Origin of the sequence: Bradyrhizobium sp. HKCCYLS3077 (assembly GCF_051167555.1) — a bacterium.
Taxonomy (GTDB): Bacteria; Pseudomonadota; Alphaproteobacteria; order Rhizobiales; family Xanthobacteraceae; genus Bradyrhizobium.
This window is the reverse complement of record NZ_JBNPTH010000004.1, coordinates 723,971-744,693: the sequence shown is the minus strand read 5'-3', so window position 1 is coordinate 744,693 and position 20,723 is coordinate 723,971. Positions and strand designations below refer to the sequence as shown.

The 20,723-nt window shown below is 65.4% G+C and carries 18 protein-coding genes; 6 read left to right on the top strand and 12 right to left on the bottom strand.

Annotated features, from left to right (window positions below; genetic code table 11):
• The 3 genes from ACQR0Z_RS19635 to ACQR0Z_RS19625 form a co-directional block, all read right to left on the bottom strand.
• Nucleotides 1-1,407 carry a TadE/TadG family type IV pilus assembly protein gene (locus ACQR0Z_RS19635; RefSeq protein ID WP_434861270.1) on the bottom strand — a complete coding sequence of 469 codons (1,407 nt, stop codon included), beginning with the start codon at nt 1,405-1,407 and terminating at the stop codon, nt 1-3.
• A 364-nt stretch (nt 1,408-1,771) separates the two neighbouring features.
• On the bottom strand, nt 1,772-2,275 hold the full coding sequence (locus tag ACQR0Z_RS19630; RefSeq protein WP_434919708.1) for a hypothetical protein: 504 nt from the start codon (nt 2,273-2,275) through the stop codon (nt 1,772-1,774).
• 970 nt (nt 2,276-3,245) lie between these two features.
• Nucleotides 3,246-5,228: a hypothetical protein gene (locus ACQR0Z_RS19625; protein ID WP_434919707.1), complete on the bottom strand. Its 1,983-nt coding sequence runs from the start codon at nt 5,226-5,228 to the stop codon at nt 3,246-3,248.
• 241 nt (nt 5,229-5,469) lie between these two features.
• Between ACQR0Z_RS19625 and ACQR0Z_RS19620 the strand changes: the two genes are divergently transcribed.
• Nucleotides 5,470-7,782, top strand: a complete 2,313-nt coding sequence (locus ACQR0Z_RS19620; RefSeq protein WP_434919706.1) for an NADP-dependent malic enzyme — start codon at nt 5,470-5,472, stop codon at nt 7,780-7,782.
• 175 nt (nt 7,783-7,957) lie between these two features.
• A complete protein-coding gene (locus tag ACQR0Z_RS19615; RefSeq protein ID WP_434861274.1) occupies nt 7,958-8,413 on the top strand; it encodes a DoxX family protein in 456 nt (151 codons plus the stop codon).
• Nucleotides 8,414-8,422: 9 nt separating this feature from the next.
• Here ACQR0Z_RS19615 and ACQR0Z_RS19610 read toward each other — a convergent pair whose 3' ends face one another.
• The 4 genes from ACQR0Z_RS19610 to ACQR0Z_RS19595 form a co-directional block, all read right to left on the bottom strand.
• Nucleotides 8,423-8,983: a dihydrofolate reductase family protein gene (locus tag ACQR0Z_RS19610; RefSeq protein WP_434919705.1), complete on the bottom strand. Its 561-nt coding sequence runs from the start codon at nt 8,981-8,983 to the stop codon at nt 8,423-8,425.
• Between the two features lie 19 nt (nt 8,984-9,002).
• On the bottom strand, nt 9,003-9,959 hold the full coding sequence (locus tag ACQR0Z_RS19605) for a polysaccharide deacetylase family protein (RefSeq protein ID WP_434919704.1): 957 nt from the start codon (nt 9,957-9,959) through the stop codon (nt 9,003-9,005).
• A gap of 171 nt (nt 9,960-10,130) precedes the next feature.
• On the bottom strand, nt 10,131-10,706 hold the full coding sequence (locus ACQR0Z_RS19600; protein WP_434861277.1) for a glutathione peroxidase: 576 nt from the start codon (nt 10,704-10,706) through the stop codon (nt 10,131-10,133).
• 155 nt (nt 10,707-10,861) lie between these two features.
• Nucleotides 10,862-12,586: a L,D-transpeptidase family protein gene (locus tag ACQR0Z_RS19595; RefSeq protein ID WP_434919703.1), complete on the bottom strand. Its 1,725-nt coding sequence runs from the start codon at nt 12,584-12,586 to the stop codon at nt 10,862-10,864.
• 229 nt (nt 12,587-12,815) lie between these two features.
• Here ACQR0Z_RS19595 and ACQR0Z_RS19590 point away from each other — a divergent pair, with 229 nt between their 5' ends.
• From ACQR0Z_RS19590 to ACQR0Z_RS19580, 3 genes are all read left to right on the top strand, one after another.
• Nucleotides 12,816-13,367: a CreA family protein gene (locus tag ACQR0Z_RS19590; RefSeq protein ID WP_434861279.1), complete on the top strand. Its 552-nt coding sequence runs from the start codon at nt 12,816-12,818 to the stop codon at nt 13,365-13,367.
• A gap of 332 nt (nt 13,368-13,699) precedes the next feature.
• Entirely contained in the window at nt 13,700-13,975 is a 276-nt protein-coding gene (locus tag ACQR0Z_RS19585; protein WP_434919702.1) for a hypothetical protein, read from the top strand.
• On the top strand, nt 13,960-14,322 hold the full coding sequence (locus tag ACQR0Z_RS19580; RefSeq protein ID WP_434861281.1) for a hypothetical protein: 363 nt from the start codon (nt 13,960-13,962) through the stop codon (nt 14,320-14,322). The genes ACQR0Z_RS19585 and ACQR0Z_RS19580 overlap by 16 nt, the downstream gene beginning before the upstream one ends.
• 47 nt (nt 14,323-14,369) lie before the next feature.
• Here the strand turns inward: ACQR0Z_RS19580 and ACQR0Z_RS19575 are convergent, their stop codons facing one another.
• Nucleotides 14,370-15,122: a hypothetical protein gene (locus tag ACQR0Z_RS19575; RefSeq protein WP_434919701.1), complete on the bottom strand. Its 753-nt coding sequence runs from the start codon at nt 15,120-15,122 to the stop codon at nt 14,370-14,372.
• A 39-nt stretch (nt 15,123-15,161) separates the two neighbouring features.
• Nucleotides 15,162-16,886, bottom strand: coding sequence for a type I secretion system permease/ATPase (locus ACQR0Z_RS19570; RefSeq protein WP_434861283.1), 1,725 nt, complete (start codon nt 16,884-16,886; stop codon nt 15,162-15,164).
• 176 nt (nt 16,887-17,062) lie between these two features.
• Between ACQR0Z_RS19570 and ACQR0Z_RS19565 the strand changes: the two genes are divergently transcribed.
• Nucleotides 17,063-18,745 carry a 2Fe-2S iron-sulfur cluster-binding protein gene (locus ACQR0Z_RS19565; protein WP_434919700.1) on the top strand — a complete coding sequence of 561 codons (1,683 nt, stop codon included), beginning with the start codon at nt 17,063-17,065 and terminating at the stop codon, nt 18,743-18,745.
• Between the two features lie 11 nt (nt 18,746-18,756).
• Here ACQR0Z_RS19565 and ACQR0Z_RS19560 read toward each other — a convergent pair whose 3' ends face one another.
• From ACQR0Z_RS19560 to ACQR0Z_RS19550, 3 genes are all read right to left on the bottom strand, one after another.
• Nucleotides 18,757-20,103 carry an HlyD family type I secretion periplasmic adaptor subunit gene (locus ACQR0Z_RS19560; RefSeq protein ID WP_434919699.1) on the bottom strand — a complete coding sequence of 449 codons (1,347 nt, stop codon included), beginning with the start codon at nt 20,101-20,103 and terminating at the stop codon, nt 18,757-18,759.
• A gap of 115 nt (nt 20,104-20,218) precedes the next feature.
• Nucleotides 20,219-20,482: a DUF6719 family protein gene (locus ACQR0Z_RS19555; protein ID WP_434919698.1), complete on the bottom strand. Its 264-nt coding sequence runs from the start codon at nt 20,480-20,482 to the stop codon at nt 20,219-20,221.
• A complete protein-coding gene (locus ACQR0Z_RS19550; RefSeq protein WP_434861287.1) occupies nt 20,482-20,634 on the bottom strand; it encodes a hypothetical protein in 153 nt (50 codons plus the stop codon). Before ACQR0Z_RS19550 ends, ACQR0Z_RS19555 begins: the two co-directional genes overlap by 1 nt.
• Between the last annotated feature and the right edge of the window lie 89 nt (nt 20,635-20,723).

The window sequence follows — 20,723 nt, the reverse complement described above, 5'->3', positions numbered from 1 at the left end:
TTACTGCACGAGGCTCGCGGTACTCGATGCGACCTTCAGGAAGAGGTTGGTCAGCGCCGTCGAGATGTCGCCGCCGGTCTGGACGTTCGCGAACAGGCCGGGTGAGGCGCAGGACTGCAGCCGCTGCGCGATCGCGCCGGTCGACGAGGATGGATTGTTGAACTGCGCGATACGGCTGTTGTACCAGCTGTCGCTCAGCTGCAGATACTCGGTGTAGAGGATCGCGATGCGGATGCCCCGGTTCTTGATGGCGTCGCAGGCCGCGGTGTTGAGCGGCTGCTGGCAGCGCACCTGCGTTCCCGCCGAGGGCAGCGGATAGGTCGCATTCGGATCGCAGCTCGCGGTCTTGGCGATCAGCTTGTCCTCGACGCCGTCGGTGACCAGGAACACCACCTCCTGCGGCGTGTCGCCGGACTGATTGGTGCCGGAGCCCGGCGCGGGCATGATGGCGTTGAGACTCGTGAGCGCGCCGGAGATGTCGGTGCCGAAGTCGGTGTTGCAGATCGCGGTCGTGACGCAGTTCTGATGGTCGACCGTCATCAGCTGGATGTTCGAAATCTTGGTGCCGGCAGACGACGGCGAGGTCAGTGTCTGGATGGTGTTTAGATTGTAGTCGAACGTGTAGATCGCGGCCTTGTAGGTCGTGCTGTTGATGGCCGACATGCACTGCATGACGCCGCCGGACACGTTCGCCTGCAGGCATGACCAGGGGCCGACCAGCAGCTGCTTGACCGCGTTGACGACGAGGTCGATCCGGAGAGTGATGTTGTTCGCCCGCGCGACGCTGAGATTGTCCTTGGTCGACGAATTGGCTCCGCTGTCGAGCTGAGGGTTCGTTTCATGGCAGGCGAAAGCGCAGTTCTTCGATCCACCCGGCTGCTTCGATGTGGCGGAGATCAGCGCGTTGATGTCGTTCTGGGTGGCGGCGATGGCCATCGACGGCGAGTCGTCCAGCAGCAGATAGAAGTTCATGTTGGGCGCGCTGGACGCCTCGGCGGTCGCCGAGCCCTGCACCTTCCACGACGGCGCGCCGAGCACCGATGGGAAGTTATTGATGGATTGCGCGACGTAGGACACCTTGATCGTGCGCTTCAGCCCGGAATCCGTGACCGTGATGTCGGGTGTCGGGACGACGGTCAGGCCCGGCATATTGGCCTTGGCCGCAAACACGGCAGCCGCCGTCGCCTTCACGGCGTTGGCGTCGGTCACGGTCAGCATCGCCGGTCGGACGGCGGCGATCGCCGCGGCGTCGGCCGCGGCGTCGAGCTGTCCCTGCTTGCGCAAGGCCTGCGTATAGTCGAGCGCCATGCCGGCCAGGTAGATCGTCGGCACCAAAGTCAGGGCGAAGATGACCGCGACATTGGCTTTGCGATCCCGTGCGAAGCGAAGCACCAGGCCGTGCAGCATGACCCCTCACACTCGTTTGGTCGACATTGGCCATCTCGGCATTTCCGAACGCCGCCCCGACTGTCTCGATGGACAACAGGTGTTGGTTCGTTGCCGATTGTTTCCCGTAGTTTCCACGATAGAGGGTATCGGGTTAAGTAAGGCTTACTGTATTCTGATAATGCAACCGTAGAGTTTGATGTGTTGCGGGTACGCCGGTGCTGCGCGAAGATCCGTTCGACTTTGAATCAAATCTGCATTGTTTCATTCGTCACCGACCATCACGGCGAGCAGAGCGGGTCACGGCGCGTCTCCATCCGGGAGGCGCAAAGGCGTGGCTATGGACGGTTGCCGTGCGAAACGCTGCGGCCCGACGCATTGACGGCTAAAATGGTGAAGTCTTGAAGCCCGATCTTTTGAGTTGCAGCGTCTCCGTTCCAAAATAGTAGAACGATTTGTCCTCCTTCGTCAGACATCTCCTGGTCTTCGCTATCAGCCGCTCCGACCATTTCAGGAAGCTGTCGTTCTTTCTGGCAATCCGACCGTGGGCGTCGAAGTAGCTGTTGACGACATAGAGGCGGCCATCGCTGATATGCTCGTCGCCCAAGTAGCATCGGTTGAATTCGATGACGGGAGATCGGATCACGTCGATGGACTTGTCGTTCTCGCCTTCATTGAAGACGATCGTGTCGAGATCAGCCGCACGAGCGATATAGATGCCGAGCGGCTCTTGCCCCATCTGGCGAACCACGGCCGTGGGGAGGATCTGCATCTGGTCGTACAGGCACCTGCGAGCGAGGTAGACGAACTGACCGTCAGGATCGAGTCTGCGCAGCAGCTCCGCCTGGTCGTCCGGCGTCAGGAAGAAGTTGATCTGGCGGCTTCGCATGGGCACGGACGCAAAGAGTTGATGCTATGGATCATGGGAGCCTACATAGGACTGGTCCGATGGTGAAGCGCTGACCAATCTTGGGAGATGCAACGTCTTGATTCCGCCGCCATGAGCTAGGCTGGCTGTATGGCGGTCTGCCCGACGGGCAATCGCCGCAGCCCTCTCATGCGCAAACTGCCCGTCGTGTTAGTTTGTCGCAATCAATCCGCTTGTCTCGTCGGGCAAATCACCCTCACATTTCCGGCCATCCCGCCTCGATGAAGAGGGACGGTTCGCGGTCGTCACGAGACGTGAGGTGGGGAGGCGGTGGCTGCATCGTGTCGCAACGTGCTCATAGCGCGTGGACGAACGGCACGGCGCAGGCGGTCAAGTCGCGTGGTCTCGACACCCCGACGCTGGTGTCAAGCGCAAGGCGTTCGAAGCGCATTGTCGTCATGGTGGCCAACAAGCCCGGTGCACCAGGGAGAGCGCGAAGCAGCCGACAAGCCCACCGCGCAGGGAATGCCGGATGACCGGCTGAACCTGTGGTACCTGCCGCCTGCATTCTTGTTCGCAGGCGGGCCATGGGTGAGGCCAGCACCCGGCATTCCCTGCGCCCTCTTCGATTGAAGAGGGCCGAACCAACCGGACCAACTCGGGCGTTTCAGCCGCGGGATCGTGGACGTGTGTGCTGACGGCGAGGTGCCAACCGTGCGTCTTGATCAGCGAGCGCGATCTCTCCGCGTGCAACGTTGCCGCCTGATGGCACACTCTCTCCGCCCGTCATTCCGGGGCACGCGCAGCGCGAGCCCGGAATCCATAGTCCCGGAAGGCCCTCGTGAAGGAAGGCGTCAGCTATCTCGGGGCTCACATGCGGTCGTGGTTATGGATTCCGGGCTCGCGCTTTCGCGCGCCCCGGAATGATGCGTGGAGAGAGAGAGGCGGACTCACGTTCGGTTTCAACACGCCGTTCCAGTCGTCGCCGAACTCACGGCGCCGTCTGCGCCTCGATCTTGAACTGCGCCAGCGCGCTCGGCGGATCGATGGCGATGAGCTGGGCGAGCTGCATGGCGGGCACCTTGGCGCGGGGCGAGAGCTTCAGCGAGAACGTCTGGCGCGGCTTCTCGACGAAGCGGCTGAGAGCGTCGACCGCGGCGGCAACGTCGGCATTGTCGGCAGCGAACTGGGCGCCGATCGCCTTGATGCTGTCGACCAGCGCCTTGCGCGCGGCGTCACGCGGAATCGCATGCGTCCGCGCATAGTTGGCGACGAACACGTCGACGGCGCCGAGATCGCGCAACGTCAGCTCGATCCCGGACGCCTCGATCTGCGCCGCCGCCGTCGTCGCCTGCTGCAGATCGACCGTGAACACCTCGCGCGGCACGCGCGCCAGCGAGACGCTGGCGGAGGCACCGATCAGATTGCTGACCTCGAGCTTGAACGGCGACACCGCGAAGGTGCCGGCGCTCTCGGTCCAGCCAAGGCCGAGATCGGCATCGAGCGCGGCGGTGTCGATGCCGGCGACCAGCAGCGGCAGGAATGCCGGGTTGGAGGGATCGAGCGGCCCGGCCATCTTGGCGACGAGCCGCGCTTGCGTCGGGATCGGGCCGACATATTGGCCCCAATCGAGGCTGATGGCGTCGATCTGCACCGGCTTGTCGCCGGTCCTGTAGGGCGCCGTCAGCGCCTTCAGCTCGACGCCGGCGAGCAGCTTGAGCATCTCGGCCGCATCGGCCGGGGCCGGCTTGGCGCCGGCGGTGGAATACTTGGCGGCGAAATGCATCAGGCCGGCGAGATCGAAGCTCTTCAGCGCGAACCGGCCGAGCTTGATCGGTCCGTTCGGGCCGCGACCGTCAAACCCCTCGACGGCGATGTCGCCCTTGCCGTCCTGGAGATCGAGGCGGAACGCGGCCAGCTTGGCAGGCCCTTGCGGCGTCTCGATGGAGAAGCCGCGAAGCTCGGCATTCTTGACGGCCATGCCCTCATAGATGCCGGCGACCCTGTCCATCAGCTCGCGCGCCTGCTCGGGCGTCGGCTGGGCGGCCGGCGTTGCCGGCAGGACGGCGAACAGCGCGGGCAGCTGCAGCCGGGACGGCCGCACGCTGAACTCGTCGGCGCTGGCGCTGTCCATGCGCATCTTCAGGCCGGAGTCCGTGGTGATCTCGTAAGCGCCCATCGTGAACTTGCCGTTGACGCGATAGGTCTTGTCGTCCTTGGCGGCGTCGGGGTTGAGCACGGCCAGGATCGCATTGGCGTCCATGTCCTGATGGACGATGCCGGCCATGCGGCCCTGCATCTTGTCGGCCTTGCCGCCCGGCTGCTGCGGGGTCATCGTGAAGGTGACCTCGTCGAGCTTGTAGTTGGCAATGCGGCCGGCCTTGATGTTCTCGAAAGTGAGCCCGGAATAGGCGAATTCGGCCGGGCCGGCGGAGGGGCCGCCGTCCATGGTGCCCGTGGTGCGCGGCACGGAGATCGACGCGGCGCTGATCGTCACGAACTGCTGGGCAAGCGCCCGGTAGGTGTCGAGCATGCTGGCGCCGGAGGGGATCGCGGCAAACCGCGCCGGACCGGCATAGTCCTTCACCACCAGCTGCGGCAGCTTGTAGCTGAGCCGCATCGGCGCCGCGCCGGCCAGACTGCCGGCCATGGTGACGTCATTGACCTCGATGCTGGACGCCGTGACGTGCTCGCTGTCGGGCTGGTTCAGCCCGGTGGCGACGATGCTGCCGAAGGTCACGCTCGCCGGCGGCTGGCTGGCCGATTCCAGCTTGACGTCGGCGATTGTCAACTTGCGCGACCAGAGGTCGAACGTGACCTTGCCATGGCTGGCGCTGGCGCCGTTCTGGCGGATCTGGGCGAAATTGGCCTCGACCTCGCGCTCGGCGCGCGCCTGGGCGTACCAGGGGACGCCGATCAAGCCGGCGCCGCCCAGGGCTACCGCGACGAGGACTGCGATCACGACACGTTTCATTCGATATGCTCCGCCCAACGCTTAGGCAGCAGGAGGGTGATGGTCTCAGGGAAATCGATGGAGTAGGGATGTGCTTCTGCGAACTAGGGAATCGCTGGCCCGGGATGCCGACGAGCATGGTTTCGGATGTTGCATGAAGGCCGTCCAACGTGCATCACATGCGCTTCCACCGGCCGGAAAAACCGACGTCTGAACGAAACGCAAGAGACCAAGAATCCGGGTCGGAAACGCTGGAGCACGTATGTCGTCGTCCTATTCTGAAGATCTTCGTTCCGCAGCCCTGGCCTATCACCGCCTGCCGCGGCCCGGCAAGCTGGAGATCCAGGCCTCCAAGCCGCTCGCCAACCAACGCGACCTCGCGCTTGCCTATTCCCCGGGCGTGGCCGCTGCGTGCACCGAGATCGCCAACAACCCGGCCGAGGCCGCCTCGCTGACCGCGCGCGCCAACCTCGTGGCCGTGGTTTCCAATGGTACGGCGGTGCTCGGGCTCGGCAATATCGGCCCGCTGGCGTCCAAGCCGGTGATGGAAGGCAAGGCGGTTCTGTTCAAGAAATTCGCCGGCATCGACGTGTTCGACATCGAAATCGCCGCCGACACTATCGACCGGGTGGTCGAGACCGTGGCGGCGCTGGAGCCGACCTTCGGCGGCATCAATCTGGAAGACATCAAGGGACCGGAGTGCTTCGAGATCGAGGCGCGGCTCAAGGAGCGGATGAAGATCCCGGTCTTCCACGACGATCAGCACGGCACCGCCATCATCGTCGGCGCCGCGATCAAGAATGCGCTGTCGCTGGCCGGCAAGCAGCTCTCAGAGGTCAAGATCGTGACCTCGGGTGCCGGTGCCGCGGCGATCGCCTGCCTGAATCTGCTGGTGTCGATGGGCGCGCAGCGCAAGAACATCTGGGTCTGCGACATCGACGGCGTCGTGCACGAGGGCCGCAATACGCTGATGGACCTGTGGAAAGCGGTCTATGCGCAGAAGACCGACAAGCGGACGCTCGCCGATGTGATCGGCGGCGCCGACATCTTCCTCGGCCTCTCCGCGGGCGGCGTGCTGAAGCCGGAGCTGTTGAAGCAGATGGCCGAGAAGCCGCTGATCATGGCGCTCGCCAACCCCAATCCGGAGATCATGCCGGAAGAAGCGCGCGCGGCGCGGCCCGACGCGATGATCTGCACGGGGCGTTCGGACTTTCCGAACCAAGTCAACAACGTGCTGTGCTTCCCGTTCATCTTCCGCGGCGCGCTCGACGTCGGTGCCACCGCGATCAACGAGGCGATGAAGCAGGCGGCGGTCGATGCGATCGCGCAGCTCGCGCAGGATCCGCCGTCGGACGCGGTGAGCCGCGGCTTCGACACCGGCGAGACCCAGGGCTTCGGTCCTGGCTCGCTGATCCCGTCGCCATTCGATCCGCGCCTGATCCTGCGCATCGCGCCGGCGGTGGCGAAAGCCGCGATGGAGTCGGGCGTCGCGACCCGGCCGATCACCAATTTCGACGAATACACCGCGCTGCTCGAACGCTTCGCGTTCCGCTCCGGCCTCGTGATGAAGCCGGTGTTCGCCAAGGCCAAGGCGCAGCCGGTGCGCGTGATCTATGCGGAGGGCGAGGACGAGCGCGTGCTGCGCGCCACCCAAGTGGTGCTGGAAGAAAAGCTGGCGCGGCCGATCCTGGTCGGACGTCCGAGCGTCGTCGAGGCGCGCATCAAGCGCTTCGGCCTGTCGATCAAGGCCGGGCGTGATTTCGACCTCGTCAACCCGGAAGACGATCCGCGCTACCGCTCCTACGTGCAGAGCTACATCGAGATCGCCGGCCGCCGCGGCGTGACGCCGGATGCAGCGCGCACGGTGGTGCGCACCAATGCGACCGTCATCGCCGCGCTCGCGGTGGTCAGGGGCGAGGCGGATGCGATGATCTGCGGCGTCGAGGGCCGCTACATGAGCCATCTGCGTCACGTGCGCGAAATCATCGGCTTCATGCCGGGGGTCAGCGACTACGCGGCGCTGGCGCTCACCATCACCAGCAAGGGCGCCTATTTCATCGGCGATACCCAGGTGCGCCCCGATCCGACCGCCGAGGAGCTCGCCGAGATGGCCTCGCTCGCGGCCAATCACGTCACGCGGTTCAACATCAAGCCGAAGATCGCTTTTGTCTCGCATTCCGATTTCGGCGGCTACGATACCGACTCCTCGCGCAAGATGCGGCAGGCCACGGCGCTGCTGAAGCAGCATCGCCCGGACCTCGAGGCCGACGGCGAGATGCAGGGCGACACCGCGCTGTCGGCGACCGCGCGCAAGGCGATCCTGCCGCATTCGGATCTCGAAGGCTCGGCGAATGTGCTGATCATGCCGAACCTCGATGCCGCCAACGTGGCCTATCAGATGATCAAGGTGCTGGCGGATGCGGTTCCCGTCGGCCCGATCCTGATCGGCCCGGCGCGGCCGGCGCACATCCTGACCCCGTCGGTGACGGCGCGCGGCATTCTCAACATGACGGCGGTGGCCGCCGTCGAGGCCCAGGAGCGGGCGGGGAGGGCGCAGCCGACGCTGTTCGCGTGATCGTCTTGGTGTGATCGTCTCGGCGTGATCGTCCTGGCGTGATCGAAGTGTGGCGGAATTCGTCCGGTTTCGGTCGCATTCCGCCCGCCTTTGTTGGTGAAAAGCGTTCGCGATGTCACACATCCGGCCGGAGAGGCCGGCGGTATCTGTTTGAACTTCATCCGTGAGGGCGAGAATGCCGGGTTTCATTACGTTCGGGCGCGTTCTGTTTGCCGTGATCTTCATCTACACGGGCGCGACCAAGCTGTTCGGCATTCAGGCGACCGCCGATCTCATCGCCGCCAAGGTGACGATCCCGCCGCTGCTCGCGCCGTACGCGGCGCAGCTCGAAGCAGCCGCGAAGATGCCGATGCCGCAGATCCTTGCGATCGCGGCCGGCGCCTTCGAGGTGCTCGCCGGCGTGATGATCGCGCTGAACTTCCTCGGGCGGTTCTTCGCCGCGCTGATGATCATCTTCGTCGGCGCGACGATCTTCTACTTCCACGATTTCTGGAACCAGACCCCGCCCGATAACGCCAAGACCCTGATCGACGCGCTGAAGAATCTCTCGATCATCGGCGCGCTGTTCATGATTTTCGGCTACGGCCGCGGCCCGAAGGAGCCGGAGCAGAGTGCCTATGGCGACATCTGACGGCGCGGCTCAGGCCGCGCGCTGAAAGGCGGTGACGCTGACGTCGTGGGCGGGATCGAGCATCAGCTGATTGGCCGGCGTCAGGCCGTGGGCGGTCAGCACCTGCTGCGGCGAGCGGCCCGGGCCGACCGCGGGGAAGCAGGGCGCGCCGCCGGGAATGGTGACGTGGGGCGCGAACGACAGGAAAAAGGTGTCGTAGCGGTCCATGAACATGTCGAACACGACCGGGCCGCCGATGATGGCGACGGTGCCGGTCGTCACACCGGCGGCCTCGCAGGCCTGATCGAACGAGGCGCCGGCCGGGTTCCACAGCGTCGAGTGCGGCTTGTCGGGATCCGGCGCCAGCGCAGCGACCTTGCGGGTCACGACCAGCCGCCGGCGCTTCGGCGAGTTCGGCTGGTCCTCATAGGAGTTGCGGCCGTGGACGATCAGATCGGCGCCGTCCAGCGCGCTGGAGAAGAACTCGGCGTCGCCCGGGAATTTGAGCACCCCGGGCATTACATTGGCAGCATCGGCCAACATGCCGTCGGCCGATACGATCACATAACCTTCGATACGAAGCTTGGTCACTGACGAAAGGAATCCTGTCTCATTCGGACACTGTCGTCACAACGCTCGACACCGGCCGTTGGCTCACCGTTGGCAGCTTCGCGACCTTGTAGAGCTGCTCGTCATATTGCGGCAGCGACTGCACCGGCGCCTTGGCGCGCATCGCGACCACCTTGTAGCCGCCGGCCTTCAGGCGGCGCAGCATCTCGGGCAGGGCTTCGGCGGTGTGCTTGTGGAAGTCATGCATCAGGATGATGCCCTTGCCGAGCTTGTCGAGCTTCTTGAAGGTGACGTCGATCACCGCCTGCGCATTGCGCGCCTTGAAGTCGAACGAGTCGAGGTCGCAGGAGAAGATGCCGATGTTGCGGGTGCCGAGATAGGTCACCATCTCCGGCGGGTGCTGCAGCGCCGGGAAGCGGAAGAACGGTGCGGGCGAGTTGCCGCCGAGCGCCCATTTCACCGCGCTGATGCCGAGCTCGATCTCGTCCTTGCGCTGGTCGTCGGTCAGCTTCTTGTTGGTCAGCGCCGCATGCGACCAGGTGTGAGTGCCGACCGTGTGACCGGCGTTGTAGACCTGCTTCAGAATCTCCGGGTAGTAGGTCGCGTGCTTGCCGATGATGAAGAAGATGCCGGTGGTGCATTGGTCGGCCAGTGCCTTCAGGACGCCGGGGGTGTTCTCAGGCCACGGGCCGTCGTCGAAGGTCAGGACGACTTCATGATCCTTGAGGAAATCGAGGTCCTTGAAGTGCTCGAAGCCGAAGCCGGGACCGCCGGTGGTGTCGATCTCGACGGTGCGGCCGACGCCGAGCGCCTCGGGGTTCATGCAGGGGGCGCGCGGCGGCTGGGCCTGGACCGGCGCCGGAGCAGCGGCCGGCGCGGGAGCGGCCGCCGGGGTCGGCGCCGCCGCCGTGCGCTGCGCCTGCGACCAGGCGGCTCCAGACATCAGCAGCGATGCCGCCAAAGAGCTTGCGAACACCAGTCCAGTCGCAATCCGCATCGTGTTTCCTCGAGGTTGTTGCAACGGGAGCGCCACGCCGGGAGTCGCTCCACCATCCAGGGCGGAATACTAGCCCAGCGGCCGGACCGGCGCCAAAAGGAAACGAGGCAAAAACACGGGGAAGTTGCCAGCTTCCGCCGCATTCTTGCAGAGTGTTGCCAAAAGTGCTGCTCAGCCGTCGGCGAGCATCCGGGCGATCGCGGTCTTGACCCGCGTGTCGGTCGGCTCGACCGAGGAGGCGAACACGTCGGCGATGTAGCCGTCGCGGCCAATCAGGTATTTGTGGAAGTTCCAGCGCGGGGTGTCCTTGGGCCGCGCTTCCGCCGCCCAGCGATAGAACGGGTGGGCGTTGGATCCGGTGACCACCGCCTTGGCGGTCATCGGAAAGGTAACGCCGTAGTCCTTATTGGCCAGCGCGGCGATGTCGCTGCCGACCCCGGGCTCCTGATTGAAGTCGTTGGAGGGCACGGCGATGATCGACAGGCCGCGCTCGTGGAACTCGCCCCAGAGCTTCTGGAGACCGACGTATTGGGGGGTGTAGCCGCACTGCGAGGCCGTGTTCACGACCAGAACCGGCTTGCCGGAAAACTCCGACAGCCTGATCGGCTCGCCCGACGGCACCGGGAAGGAGAAGCGGTAGGCGGTCGTCTTGCTCACCGCATTGTCGGCATGGGCCGCACGCGACGCGAGCATCGCGCCGGACAAGGACGCACCGAGGCCGAGAACAACCATCCTGCGATCGATCATGTGTATCTCCCTGTGCAGAGCCAGCCCCGTCAGCATGACTGCGCCCGCGCCCGACCGGCCGTTTCTTCAACGGCCGCGACGCTGCGTTGGATCAGGCTGCGTCCCAGCAAGGGGATACCCTCGCCGTGGGGCGGAAACAGGGAGGTCGTCGGTCGTCAGCGCAGCGAAAGGATGAATTCGGTGCCCTCGCCGGTTTCGCCCTGGTTGATGCCCTGATCCGAGACGATCAGCGAACTTCCGGCCGACAGCGCCTCGCCGAGCCAGGCCATGACGTCAGCCGGAATCGTGATCCGGTCGAGCGCCTCGGCGGCGCTGCTCAACTGGATTGCGGGCTTGGCATCGACGTGTGCTTCAATCGGCTTCTTGCCGCGACGGACGGCTTTCTCCGCCCCATCATTTGCCGCGATGCTGCGCGCGGAGGCCGGCAGCGAGACGACCGACCAGCGCATCGTCGCCGGATCGGCCTTGTCGGCGATGGCGGTGAACACATGCGTGCCGAGCGGCTTGTCGCTCGGAGCGATCGTGATCGGGGTGTTGAACACCGGCGCGAAGTTCTGCCGCACGTACAGCTTGGAATCCTTGCGGCTGATGAAGATCGCAACCTGACTGTTGCGCTTCAACTCCGGCTTCGGTGCGATCGGCTTGTCCGGCGCGGCGACGCGCGACTGATCCTTGGAGAGATCCTTGAGCTCCGAAGGCTGCGCCGGAGCATCGGCGGTGGATGTCGCCGGCGTGACAGGTTGCTCCGCGGCCTTGACGTCGACGGGCTTGGTATCGACGGGCTTCACTTTGGCAGATCCGGTCGCCTCGATCTTGCTCGTGGCGTCGGCCGGCTTTTCGGGTGCCGCCGCCAGCGCGGGGCTCGACGGTTCAGCCGCTGCGTCGGCGGAGGCGGGATTCGCCTCGTTCTGGGCTGTGTCGGCAACCGGTTCTGACTTGGTCGCCATCTCCGGGACCGTGATCGGGTCCACGGCCTTGGCTTCGGTTTCGGCGACGGCTGGCTTGATCTCCGCTGAAGCAGCCGGGGTGTCGGTGGCCGTTGCCGGAATGCTCGTGGCGTTGCTGGCGTCGGCCGTGCGCGTGGGGCGGGCGGCCACAGTTGCCTCCGCGCCGAGCCGCATGCCATCCGCGTGGCCGATCGTCGCGCGCAGATCCGTCGTGGCCACGGTGATCGTCGGCGCTGCGGCGGCACCCTTGTCCGACTTGATCGATGCAGGCGAATTGCCGTCGGGCTGAACCGAGGCACTCGGCTGCGGCGCCTTGAATGCGGTCAATAAAGGATGCGAGAAGCTGGCCGGAGCGACCTCGCCGGGCGTGACGAGCACGCGCGATCCCATGCGCGTCCAGCCGTAGATCCGGGTCGCGAAGCTTGCGGGCATGCGGATGCAGCCATGCGACGCCGGATAGCCCGGCAGCACGCCGGCGTGAAGCGCGACACCCGACCAGGTAATGCGCTGCATGAACGGCATCGGCGCGCCACTATAGATGTTGGAGCGATGGAATTTCTGCTTCTGGATGACGCTGAACACGCCCATCGGCGTGGAGTGGCCCTTCATGCCGGTCGACACTGGCGCCTCCGCGAACAGCCCGTTCGCGTCGTAGACCTTGAGCTGCTGCTTGTGGATCGACACGGCCACCATGACCGGCCCTTGCGGCTTGGCGGCCTCCTTCTCGATCATCGGCGCCTTTGGCGCGCGGCGAACCTTGGGCTTGCGCGGCAACAGCGGAGCGTCGGCTGGAGCGATCGCGATGGGCTGCGAGTCGTTCCAGTAGTAGTAAGGCGCTGCGCCTGCCTGTGATGTCGCTGCTAGGACAAGCGGGACTGAAACGATTGCTGCACAATAAAACCGCCCCCTGGCGGCTGCACGAACGCAGAGCATTCCGGCAAATCCTCAAGAACCATCTGGCATTTAGTGTCGCAGACCGAATCCGCGTTCACCAGCTTGGGGCTTCTGCCCTGCGATATTTTCGTTCCGATCGTAGCAGAAAAGCCTCACATCACGTTAAACGAGCAATCGAAGCCGGCTGACCGATTGTGCCTTTCTTGCAGGCATTTGTGTTCCTACATGGGCGGTATGCCGAGCCATCGGCGGTATAACGGAGACCGACATGTCGTTCAGAGCCACCAAACGGTTTGACCTGTGGCTGAAAACCCTAGCTTTCCTGCTGCTTATCGGAGTGTCCTCGCCTGTGGTGTCAGCCTATGCCGCTGACGAGCCCGATCTGATCTTTCGTCGGTCGACAGTGTTCAAACTGCTCAGCCCGAATGACAAGCTCGCGACCTATGGCGTTGACGATCCAGAGGTCGAGGGTGTCGCGTGTCATTTCACGGTGCCGCAGAAGGGTGGATATGCCGGCTGGCTCGGGCTTTCCGAGGAGGTCTCGGACATCTCGCTGGCGTGCCGGCAGATCGGGCCGATCCGGTTCAAGCGCAAGCTCGAGCAGGCGGACGACATGTTTCGCCAGCGGCGATCGCTGTTCTTCAAGAAGATGCAGATCGTGCGCGGCTGCGACGCCAAGCGCAACGTGCTCGTCTACATGGTCTATTCAGACAAGCTGATCGAGGGCTCGCCGAAGAACTCGACCTCATCGGTGCCCGTCATGCCGTGGGGCAGGTCTGACGACGGCGAGGTTCAGAAGTGCGGAGACTTCATTCAATAGGATAGTCGCCGGCGGTCGATCGGCTGTCCGCGGTCTTGTCAGGCGCGCAGCGCTGGCCTCGATCGTGGCAGCCGATCAGCCGGACGAGGCGTTGCTGGGTGGACTCAGAGAAGTTCTCGGGCCGCTGCTGGGCCATCGGCATCGCGACAGCTTTTCGTGGTGGCGCCGACGTCAGGGCGGGGGCGCGTCCGAGGGGCATGGCAATCCGGGTTCGACAAGCATCGCTCAACGCGCAGCCCCGGTCGGGGTTGCTTTCGATCGCGCCAAATGACGGCGGACCGCAGGGTTGCAACACAGAATGCTTAAGAAGTCCTGCTGTCGCCGGATGGCCCATGCTTGGGTCTGAGCTCGGCCGAGGGGCCTTCAGCCACGTTGCTCCGATTGATCGGGCGGCCGATTTCGTTCTCCGGCTGCATTTTGTGTCGTCAGCGCGAGCGGAAGAAGCAATCGGGATCCGCGACGAAACCATTTTGGGCTTGCGGCGCAAACCGGATGAAACATTGACGGCGTATCACGAAGCAGCAGGGATCGGCGCAACGGCTCAGATCCGGCATCGACTCCAGCGAATCATTGACGAGATCAGCGAACCCAAATGCATCGTCGACTGACTCTTGCCGCGCTAGCCGTCCTGTCGTTCTTCTCATCCTCTGTTCATGCACAGCCTGCTGCGAAGCTGCCCGAACCGCGCAGCGCGTTTGTCAGCCAATGCGCGCCGCACATGCTCGGACGGTGGCTTCATCCTGACGCAGTGTGCAGCTGTCTTCATGACCAGGCCGTGGCCGTGATTGAGGATCAAGACCTGCGCGAGGCGCTGCTGCGCGGCATCAGCGAGACCGGCGTTCCCACGATCGAGGCAGAGTGGCTGCCAGCCACCAAGCGTGCCGAGATCGGGCCGACCTTCACACGGATCGCAAAGCCCGCCCTGACGTGCATGTTCGATCCGCCCAAGTCGTGAGCGGATCGAACGCTCAGCCAAATCAAGATTGATCCTGGTCGTCCTGATCAATCCAATCCGTATTGCGACATCAGAGCCTGCACGTCCGGACGACGCATGATGCGCGAGATCTGAGTGTCGATCGACGCGCCATTGCCGCGTGCGGACGACTTGGGCGTCGACTTGTGGGCTGCGCGTGTCGGAGCGGCCTTGGCAGGGGTGACCTGACGCTGCGTCTCAGAAGTCTTGCTGACGGTGGCGGCGGGCTGCGATTGCGGCCGCGTTGCTTCCTGCGCCTGCGGCGCAACTGGCGTGACAGCGGGAGCCGGTGCCGCAGCCGTCGCAGCGGGAGCGGGCGAGGGTGTGACGGCCGGCGCTGCGGCGCGCGTATCCACGTTGACGGGGATGGCTGCCGCCGGCTCGGGCGCCTTCACCGCTTTGACGGCCTCCGGAGCCGGCATCATGGCAGCTGGCATATCACCGCGGCTCTGTTTCGCGGGCAGTTCGGGGGCGGCCAGCGGCGCCGGCAGCGCTGAGAGCGTGATCGACGGCGGCGCGACCGGTGCCGGCGGTTCGATCACCGGAAGCGGCGCGGCGATCTTGGCGGGCGGCGCGAGGGCGGCGGTCGTGATCTTGTCGCTGCTCTCCGCGGCCTGCGCGGGCGTCCTGACATCGGCGGGCGGATTCAGCGTCTGAGTCTGCGCATGGGCCAGCATCTGCCGCGCGGTCATCGGCGTCTCAGCCGACGCCGAGACCGGGATGAGCACGGCGGCTGCGAAGGCCAATTGGAGGGCAGTCTGGCGAGAGGTGAACTTGATCATGGCAGGCTCCTTGTCGTCTCTGCGAAATCGTTGTGTTGCTCAGGCCGCTGCGCTGGTGTTCGCCTTGTCGTGGGCGACGACCACGCGCTGGCCGCGCATCTTGGCGATCACCTCGTCGCGCGGGCCGAATGCCAGCGACTTTCCGAAGGCCATCACCATGACGCGATCAACATGCGCCAAAAGCTGCGGACGGTGCGTGACCACGATCACGGTGCGGCCGGCGGCCTTCATCTGCGCCATGGCATGAGCCAGCGCCCGCTCACCATCCTCGTCGAGGTTGGAATTCGGCTCGTCGAGGATCAGCAGCCGCGGATTGCCGTAGAGCGCGCGAGCCAGGCCGACCCGCTGGCGCATGCCGCCCGACAGCGCCACGCCGCCTTCGCCGATCGGGGTGTCGTAGCCATTCGGCAGGCGCAGGATCACCTCATGCGCACCGGCGGCCTTGGCGGCGGCGATCACGGCCGCTTCGTCGACCTTGGCGAGGCGGGCAATGTTGTCGGCGACCGTGCCGGAGAACAGCTCGATGTCCTGCGGCAGATAGCCGATGTGCTTGCCGAGGCGGTTCTGGTCCCACTGGCTGTAGGCGGCGCCGTCGATGCGGATCACGCCTTCGCGCAGCGGCCAGACGCCGGCCATCGCGCGGGCCATGCTGGACTTGCCGCTGGCCGAGGCACCGACGATCGCGAGGCTCTCGCCGGCCTTGAGCGAGAAGCTGACGCCCTTGACCGAGGGACGGCCGGCAGCCGGCGGCCACACCACCGCATTCTCGACGTCGATGTCGCCGCGGGGCGTCGGCAGCGCGGTCGGGGCGGCCGTGACGGGAAGCGCCTGGAACAGCTCCTCGAGCCGGCGATAGGCGGAGCGGAAGGCGACGATGCGCTTCCACTGGCCGACGACCTGCTCGACCGGCGCCAGCGCGCGGCCCATGATGATCGAGGTCGCCATCATGGCGCCGGGCGAGATCTGCTGCTCGATCGCCAGCCACGCACCGATGCAGAGCAGGGAGGTCTGCACCGCCATGCGGGCAAACTTGGTGACCGAATGCATCGCCGCGCCGCGCTCGACCAGGGTCGAGTGCGCGTCGACCATTGCCGACTGCCGGCAGCTCCAGCGATCCAGCACGATGTCGCCCATGCCGAGGCCGCGCACGACCTCGCCATTGCGCAGCGCCGATGCGACGAAGCGTGAGGCCTCATTGGCCAGCGCATTGGTGCGCTCGACGCTTGAGCGGGTGTAGAACTCGGTGAACAGCGCCAGCGAGAACAGCACGATCGCGCCGAACAGCGACAGGATGCCGAGATAGGCATGCTGCAGGAAGCACAGCGCGACGAATACGGGGGTCCAGGGCAGGTCGCAGGCGATCGCCGCCGTGCCGCTGGAGATGCAGTCGCGGATGGTCTCGGCGTCGCGGATGATCTGCTGGCCGTAACGATGCCGCGGCGACAGCTCAGCCTTCATCATCGTCTCGAACAGCGGATGCCGCAGCGTGCCTTCGAACTGCACGCCGGCCCGCGCCAGCACGCCGGAGCGGGCGAATTCGAGCACGCCGTAGAGGATCAGGAACACGCCGACGATAAGGGTCAGCATGACGAGGGTGCTGACATTGCGGCTGGTCAGCACGCGGTCGTAGACCTGCATCGAGTACAGCGGCGAGGCCAGCATGCTCGCATTGATGAACAGGCTGAGCACGAAGGTCGCGGTGAGCGCGGGAAAGCAGGCGCGCAGTGCGGTTCCGAGCGGACTGCGGGCGGTGGTCGTGGTCATGGCTGATCCCCTTGGCATTGGCGCTCCGACCTTCGCCCAGCCAAGCGCCTTCGACCGTGACCGGCGTCACATAGGGTGACGCCGATTCACGGGCGCTTGAGTTGGCGAGATGCAGCCGCTACCGGATGGGTCAGCCGTGCTCAGAGCTCGAAGTTGGCCTCATTCGCAGTGACCTCATGCCTGCCGTAACGTTTCAGACCCTCCGGCTCGTCTCGGGCCTCATCCTGTTTGCATTCGCGGCGACCCACTTTCTCAATCATGCCGTCGGCCTGTTCAGCCTCGAGGCGATGGACGAGGTCCAGGAATGGCGGCTTCTCGTCACCCGGTCCTGGCCAGGGATGATCGTGCTGGCGGGGGCGCTGCTGACGCATGCGGCGCTCGCGTTCGCCAAGACGATCCAGCGCGGCACCTGGCGGCTGCCGCCGTGGGAGCTGATCCAGCTCGCCACGGGATTTGCGATTCCCCTGCTGCTGCTGCCGCATCTCGTCGAGACCCACGTCGCCCATGCGCTGTTCGGCGTCCAGGACGGCTACCTCTATGCGCTGGCGCTGCTGTGGCCGAAGGCGGCGTGGATCCAGACCGCGCTTTTGCTGCTGGTCTGGACTCACGGGTGTCTTGGCCTGCACCACTGGCTGAAGTTCCGCAGCTGGTACCGGCTGGCGCAGCCGCTGCTGATCATTCTCGCCGTAGCGCTGCCGATGGCCGCGCTGATGGGCTTCATGGTGGCCGGGCGGTCGGTCGCTGCGCTGTTGAGCGATCCAGGAATGGCTGAGCGGATGCGCGAGGTCACGCATTGGCCGGGTGAGCTCGATGCGAAATGGCTCGGCCTGTTCAAGATGTCGGCGTGGATTGCTGCGGCGGCATTGCTCGTGGCGGGTGCGACGATCGTCGTTTTCCGCCACATTGCGCTGCTCGCCGCGCCGAAGGTCGCGATCACGTTCCCGGGCGGAGCGACGCTGCAAGCGGCCATCGGCCCGACGCTGCTCGACAGCATCAGGAGCCACGATCTCGCCGATCCCTCGGCCTGCGGTGGGCGGGCGCGCTGTGGTCTGTGCCGTGTTCGCGTCGAGAAAGGCGCGGAGAGCCTCGCGGCGCCCAGCCGTGCCGAACGCGCCGTGCTGGACGAATTGGCGGCGCCGGGCAACGTACGGCTTGCCTGCCAGATCCGCCCCGCAGCGCCGCTCACCGTCACGCCGCTGATCGGGGAGGTCGAGATGCTCGCGCCGATTGCGGCGCAGGATGGTGGCCAGGGCGAGCGCCGCGCCGTCTGCCTGGTCGATATCCGCGTGCGCGCCTTCCCGGCGATCGCAGCTGATCGCTTGGCCTCGGACCTCGCCTTCATCCTGAACGAGATCTTCGGAGCCGTGGCTGACGCCGTTGACGCCCACGCCGGCCGCATCGACCGTTTCCTCGGCGATGGCGTGCTCGCCGTGTTCGGCGAGCTGCGGGGGCTGGATCAGGGCTGTCGCGATGCGCTGCAGGCGATCCAAGCGATGGATCTCGCGATGGATCGGGTGAACGAGAAGATCGGAGCCGAGATCGGCCGCCCGGTCGAGCTTGCGATCGGCGCGCGCGCGACCGAAATCGTGGTCGGGCGCCTTGATCTCGGACGGTTGACACAGATCGCCGTGCTCGGGCTCGGGACGGAATGGCCGGCCCGCATGGCGCAGCTCGCGGACACCCGCGGCTGGCAGCTTGTGCTTTCGGGCGACGTCGCGAGCCGTGCGGGCTTGGGTGACCTCGGCGATGTGAGCCGTGAAACCCTCGCGGCCGGGCAGGGCGGGGCACTTGAGGTGATCGGCGTGAGCCGCGCCCGGGACATCGCTGTCCCGAGCGCGGCACTGGCGAACCCTGGTTAGACGATCGCTGATCATTTTTCGCGGAACGTCTTGGCGAGCGTGTTGAGCAGCGGACCGACCAGATATTCGAGCACGGTGCGTTCACCGGTCGAGATGATCACGTCGGCCTGCATGCCCGGCATGATCTTCTCGGCGATCTCAGGCGGAATGGTCGAGTAGTCGATCACGACGCGCGCCGAGTAGTAGCTCTGCTTGCTCGCCTCGTCGGTCATCGCGTCCGCTGAGACGCTCGCGACCTTGCCGAAGATCGTCGGCGTGCTGCGCGAGGAGAAGTTGGGGAAGCGCACCTCGGCCTTCTGGCCGATGGCGACGCTCTCGATGTCGCGCGGCGACACATGCGCCATCACATCGACGCCCTCGCCGACCGGCACGATCTCGGCGAGCGTATCGCCGGGCTTCACGACGGCGCCGACAGTGTGGACCTTCATGTTCATGACGATGCCGTCGCGCTCGGCGCGGATGTCGACGCGGCGGAGCACGTCCTCGGCAATGACGATCTTCTCGCGCAGATCCGACAATTTGGCGCGGGTTCCGTCGAGCTGCTGCCCGACCTCGGTCAGGTACTTCTGCAGCGTCTGATCGATCTGGAATCGCGTCTGGCCGATCGTCTGCGTGAGCCGCGCCACGTCGGCCTGGGCCTGGCCGAGATCGCCCTCGACGCGGGCGCGATCGCGTTCCAGCTCCAGGAACTTGTTGCGCGGATAGTAGCCTTGCGCGACCGCCGGCCGGACATTGTTCATCTGGGTATCGAAGCTTGCCAGCTGCGAAGTGAGCGAGGCCCGTTGACGGTCGCGGCCGGCGAGCTCCTGCTGCTGCTGGGCGATCTGCGAATTGAGGATGTTTATCTGGCTGATCAGCCCGTTGCGCCGCTCGATGAACAGGCGCTGCTGGTCGGCGATGGCGAGCACGGCTTCCGGCACGTTCTGCCGGTTCAGGAGGCTCTCGGGAAAGGTGATCATCCGCGCATTGCCGCGCTCGGCCAGCAGCCGCGCCTCCTCGGCGAGCGCAGCATCCATCTGCTTGCGCAGGAGATCGGTGTTGGCTTGCGCCTCGGTCGGCTGCAGCCGGAACAGCAGGTCGCCGCGATGGACCGCGTGGGTCTCCTTGGCCAGGATCTCGCGGACGATGCCGCCCTCGCGATGCTGGACGACCTTGTGGTCGCCGGAGACGGACACCGTGCCCTGCGCGATGGCGGCGCGGTCGAGCGGCGCGAGCCCGGCCCACACGCCGAAGCCGCCGAACACGAGGGCGATCGAGGCATAGCCGAGCAGGGCGTAGCGTCTGAAGTCGGCTTTGTTCGGCTCCGGCCGGGCCGCCGGTTCGATGAAGTCGTTTTCCTGCACCAGTGACATCGACATGCTGCGTCCCCGCGTTTTCTCGTCGGACGCCAGCATCGGCAAACCATGCCTGCAGCACTGTGCGGCATGTCACATTGAGAGGAAAGGCGGCAGGAGATGCTGTTGGTGGGGCCGCCTACTTCTTCTTCGGCCCGAAGCGCGGCACGCATTTCACGCTGCGGACGATGCCGGTTTCCGCCATCCTGGAGCCGGAAACCTCCTTGACCTGGCCGGCAGGGCAGGTGCCGTCATCGACCATCACGCGCTGCCCGAGCCGGAGATCGGTGATGTCCTGCTCGCGCCCGACATATTGGGCTTGTGCGGGGGCGGCGAGAAGACTCGCCGAGACGGTCAGGCCGAATACAGCGACCGGCAAGCGCAAAGACAGCACGTCACGCATCACTTCCCCTCGATCTTCACACCGTTCGGGCCGACATTGATCTGGAATCCGTCGGGCTGCCGCTTCGACTGATAGAAGTTGTAGCCGAGCACGACGACAGCGGCGGTGAGAATGCCGAGCAGGAAATAGAGAATGTTGCGATGGTCCGACATGCCGAGTTCCAGAATCCGCGCTCGCGCGCATGCGCCAATGTACGGGGAGACCTGCGATTCTGAAAGCAGCGGCAAATTGGGTGCACGGA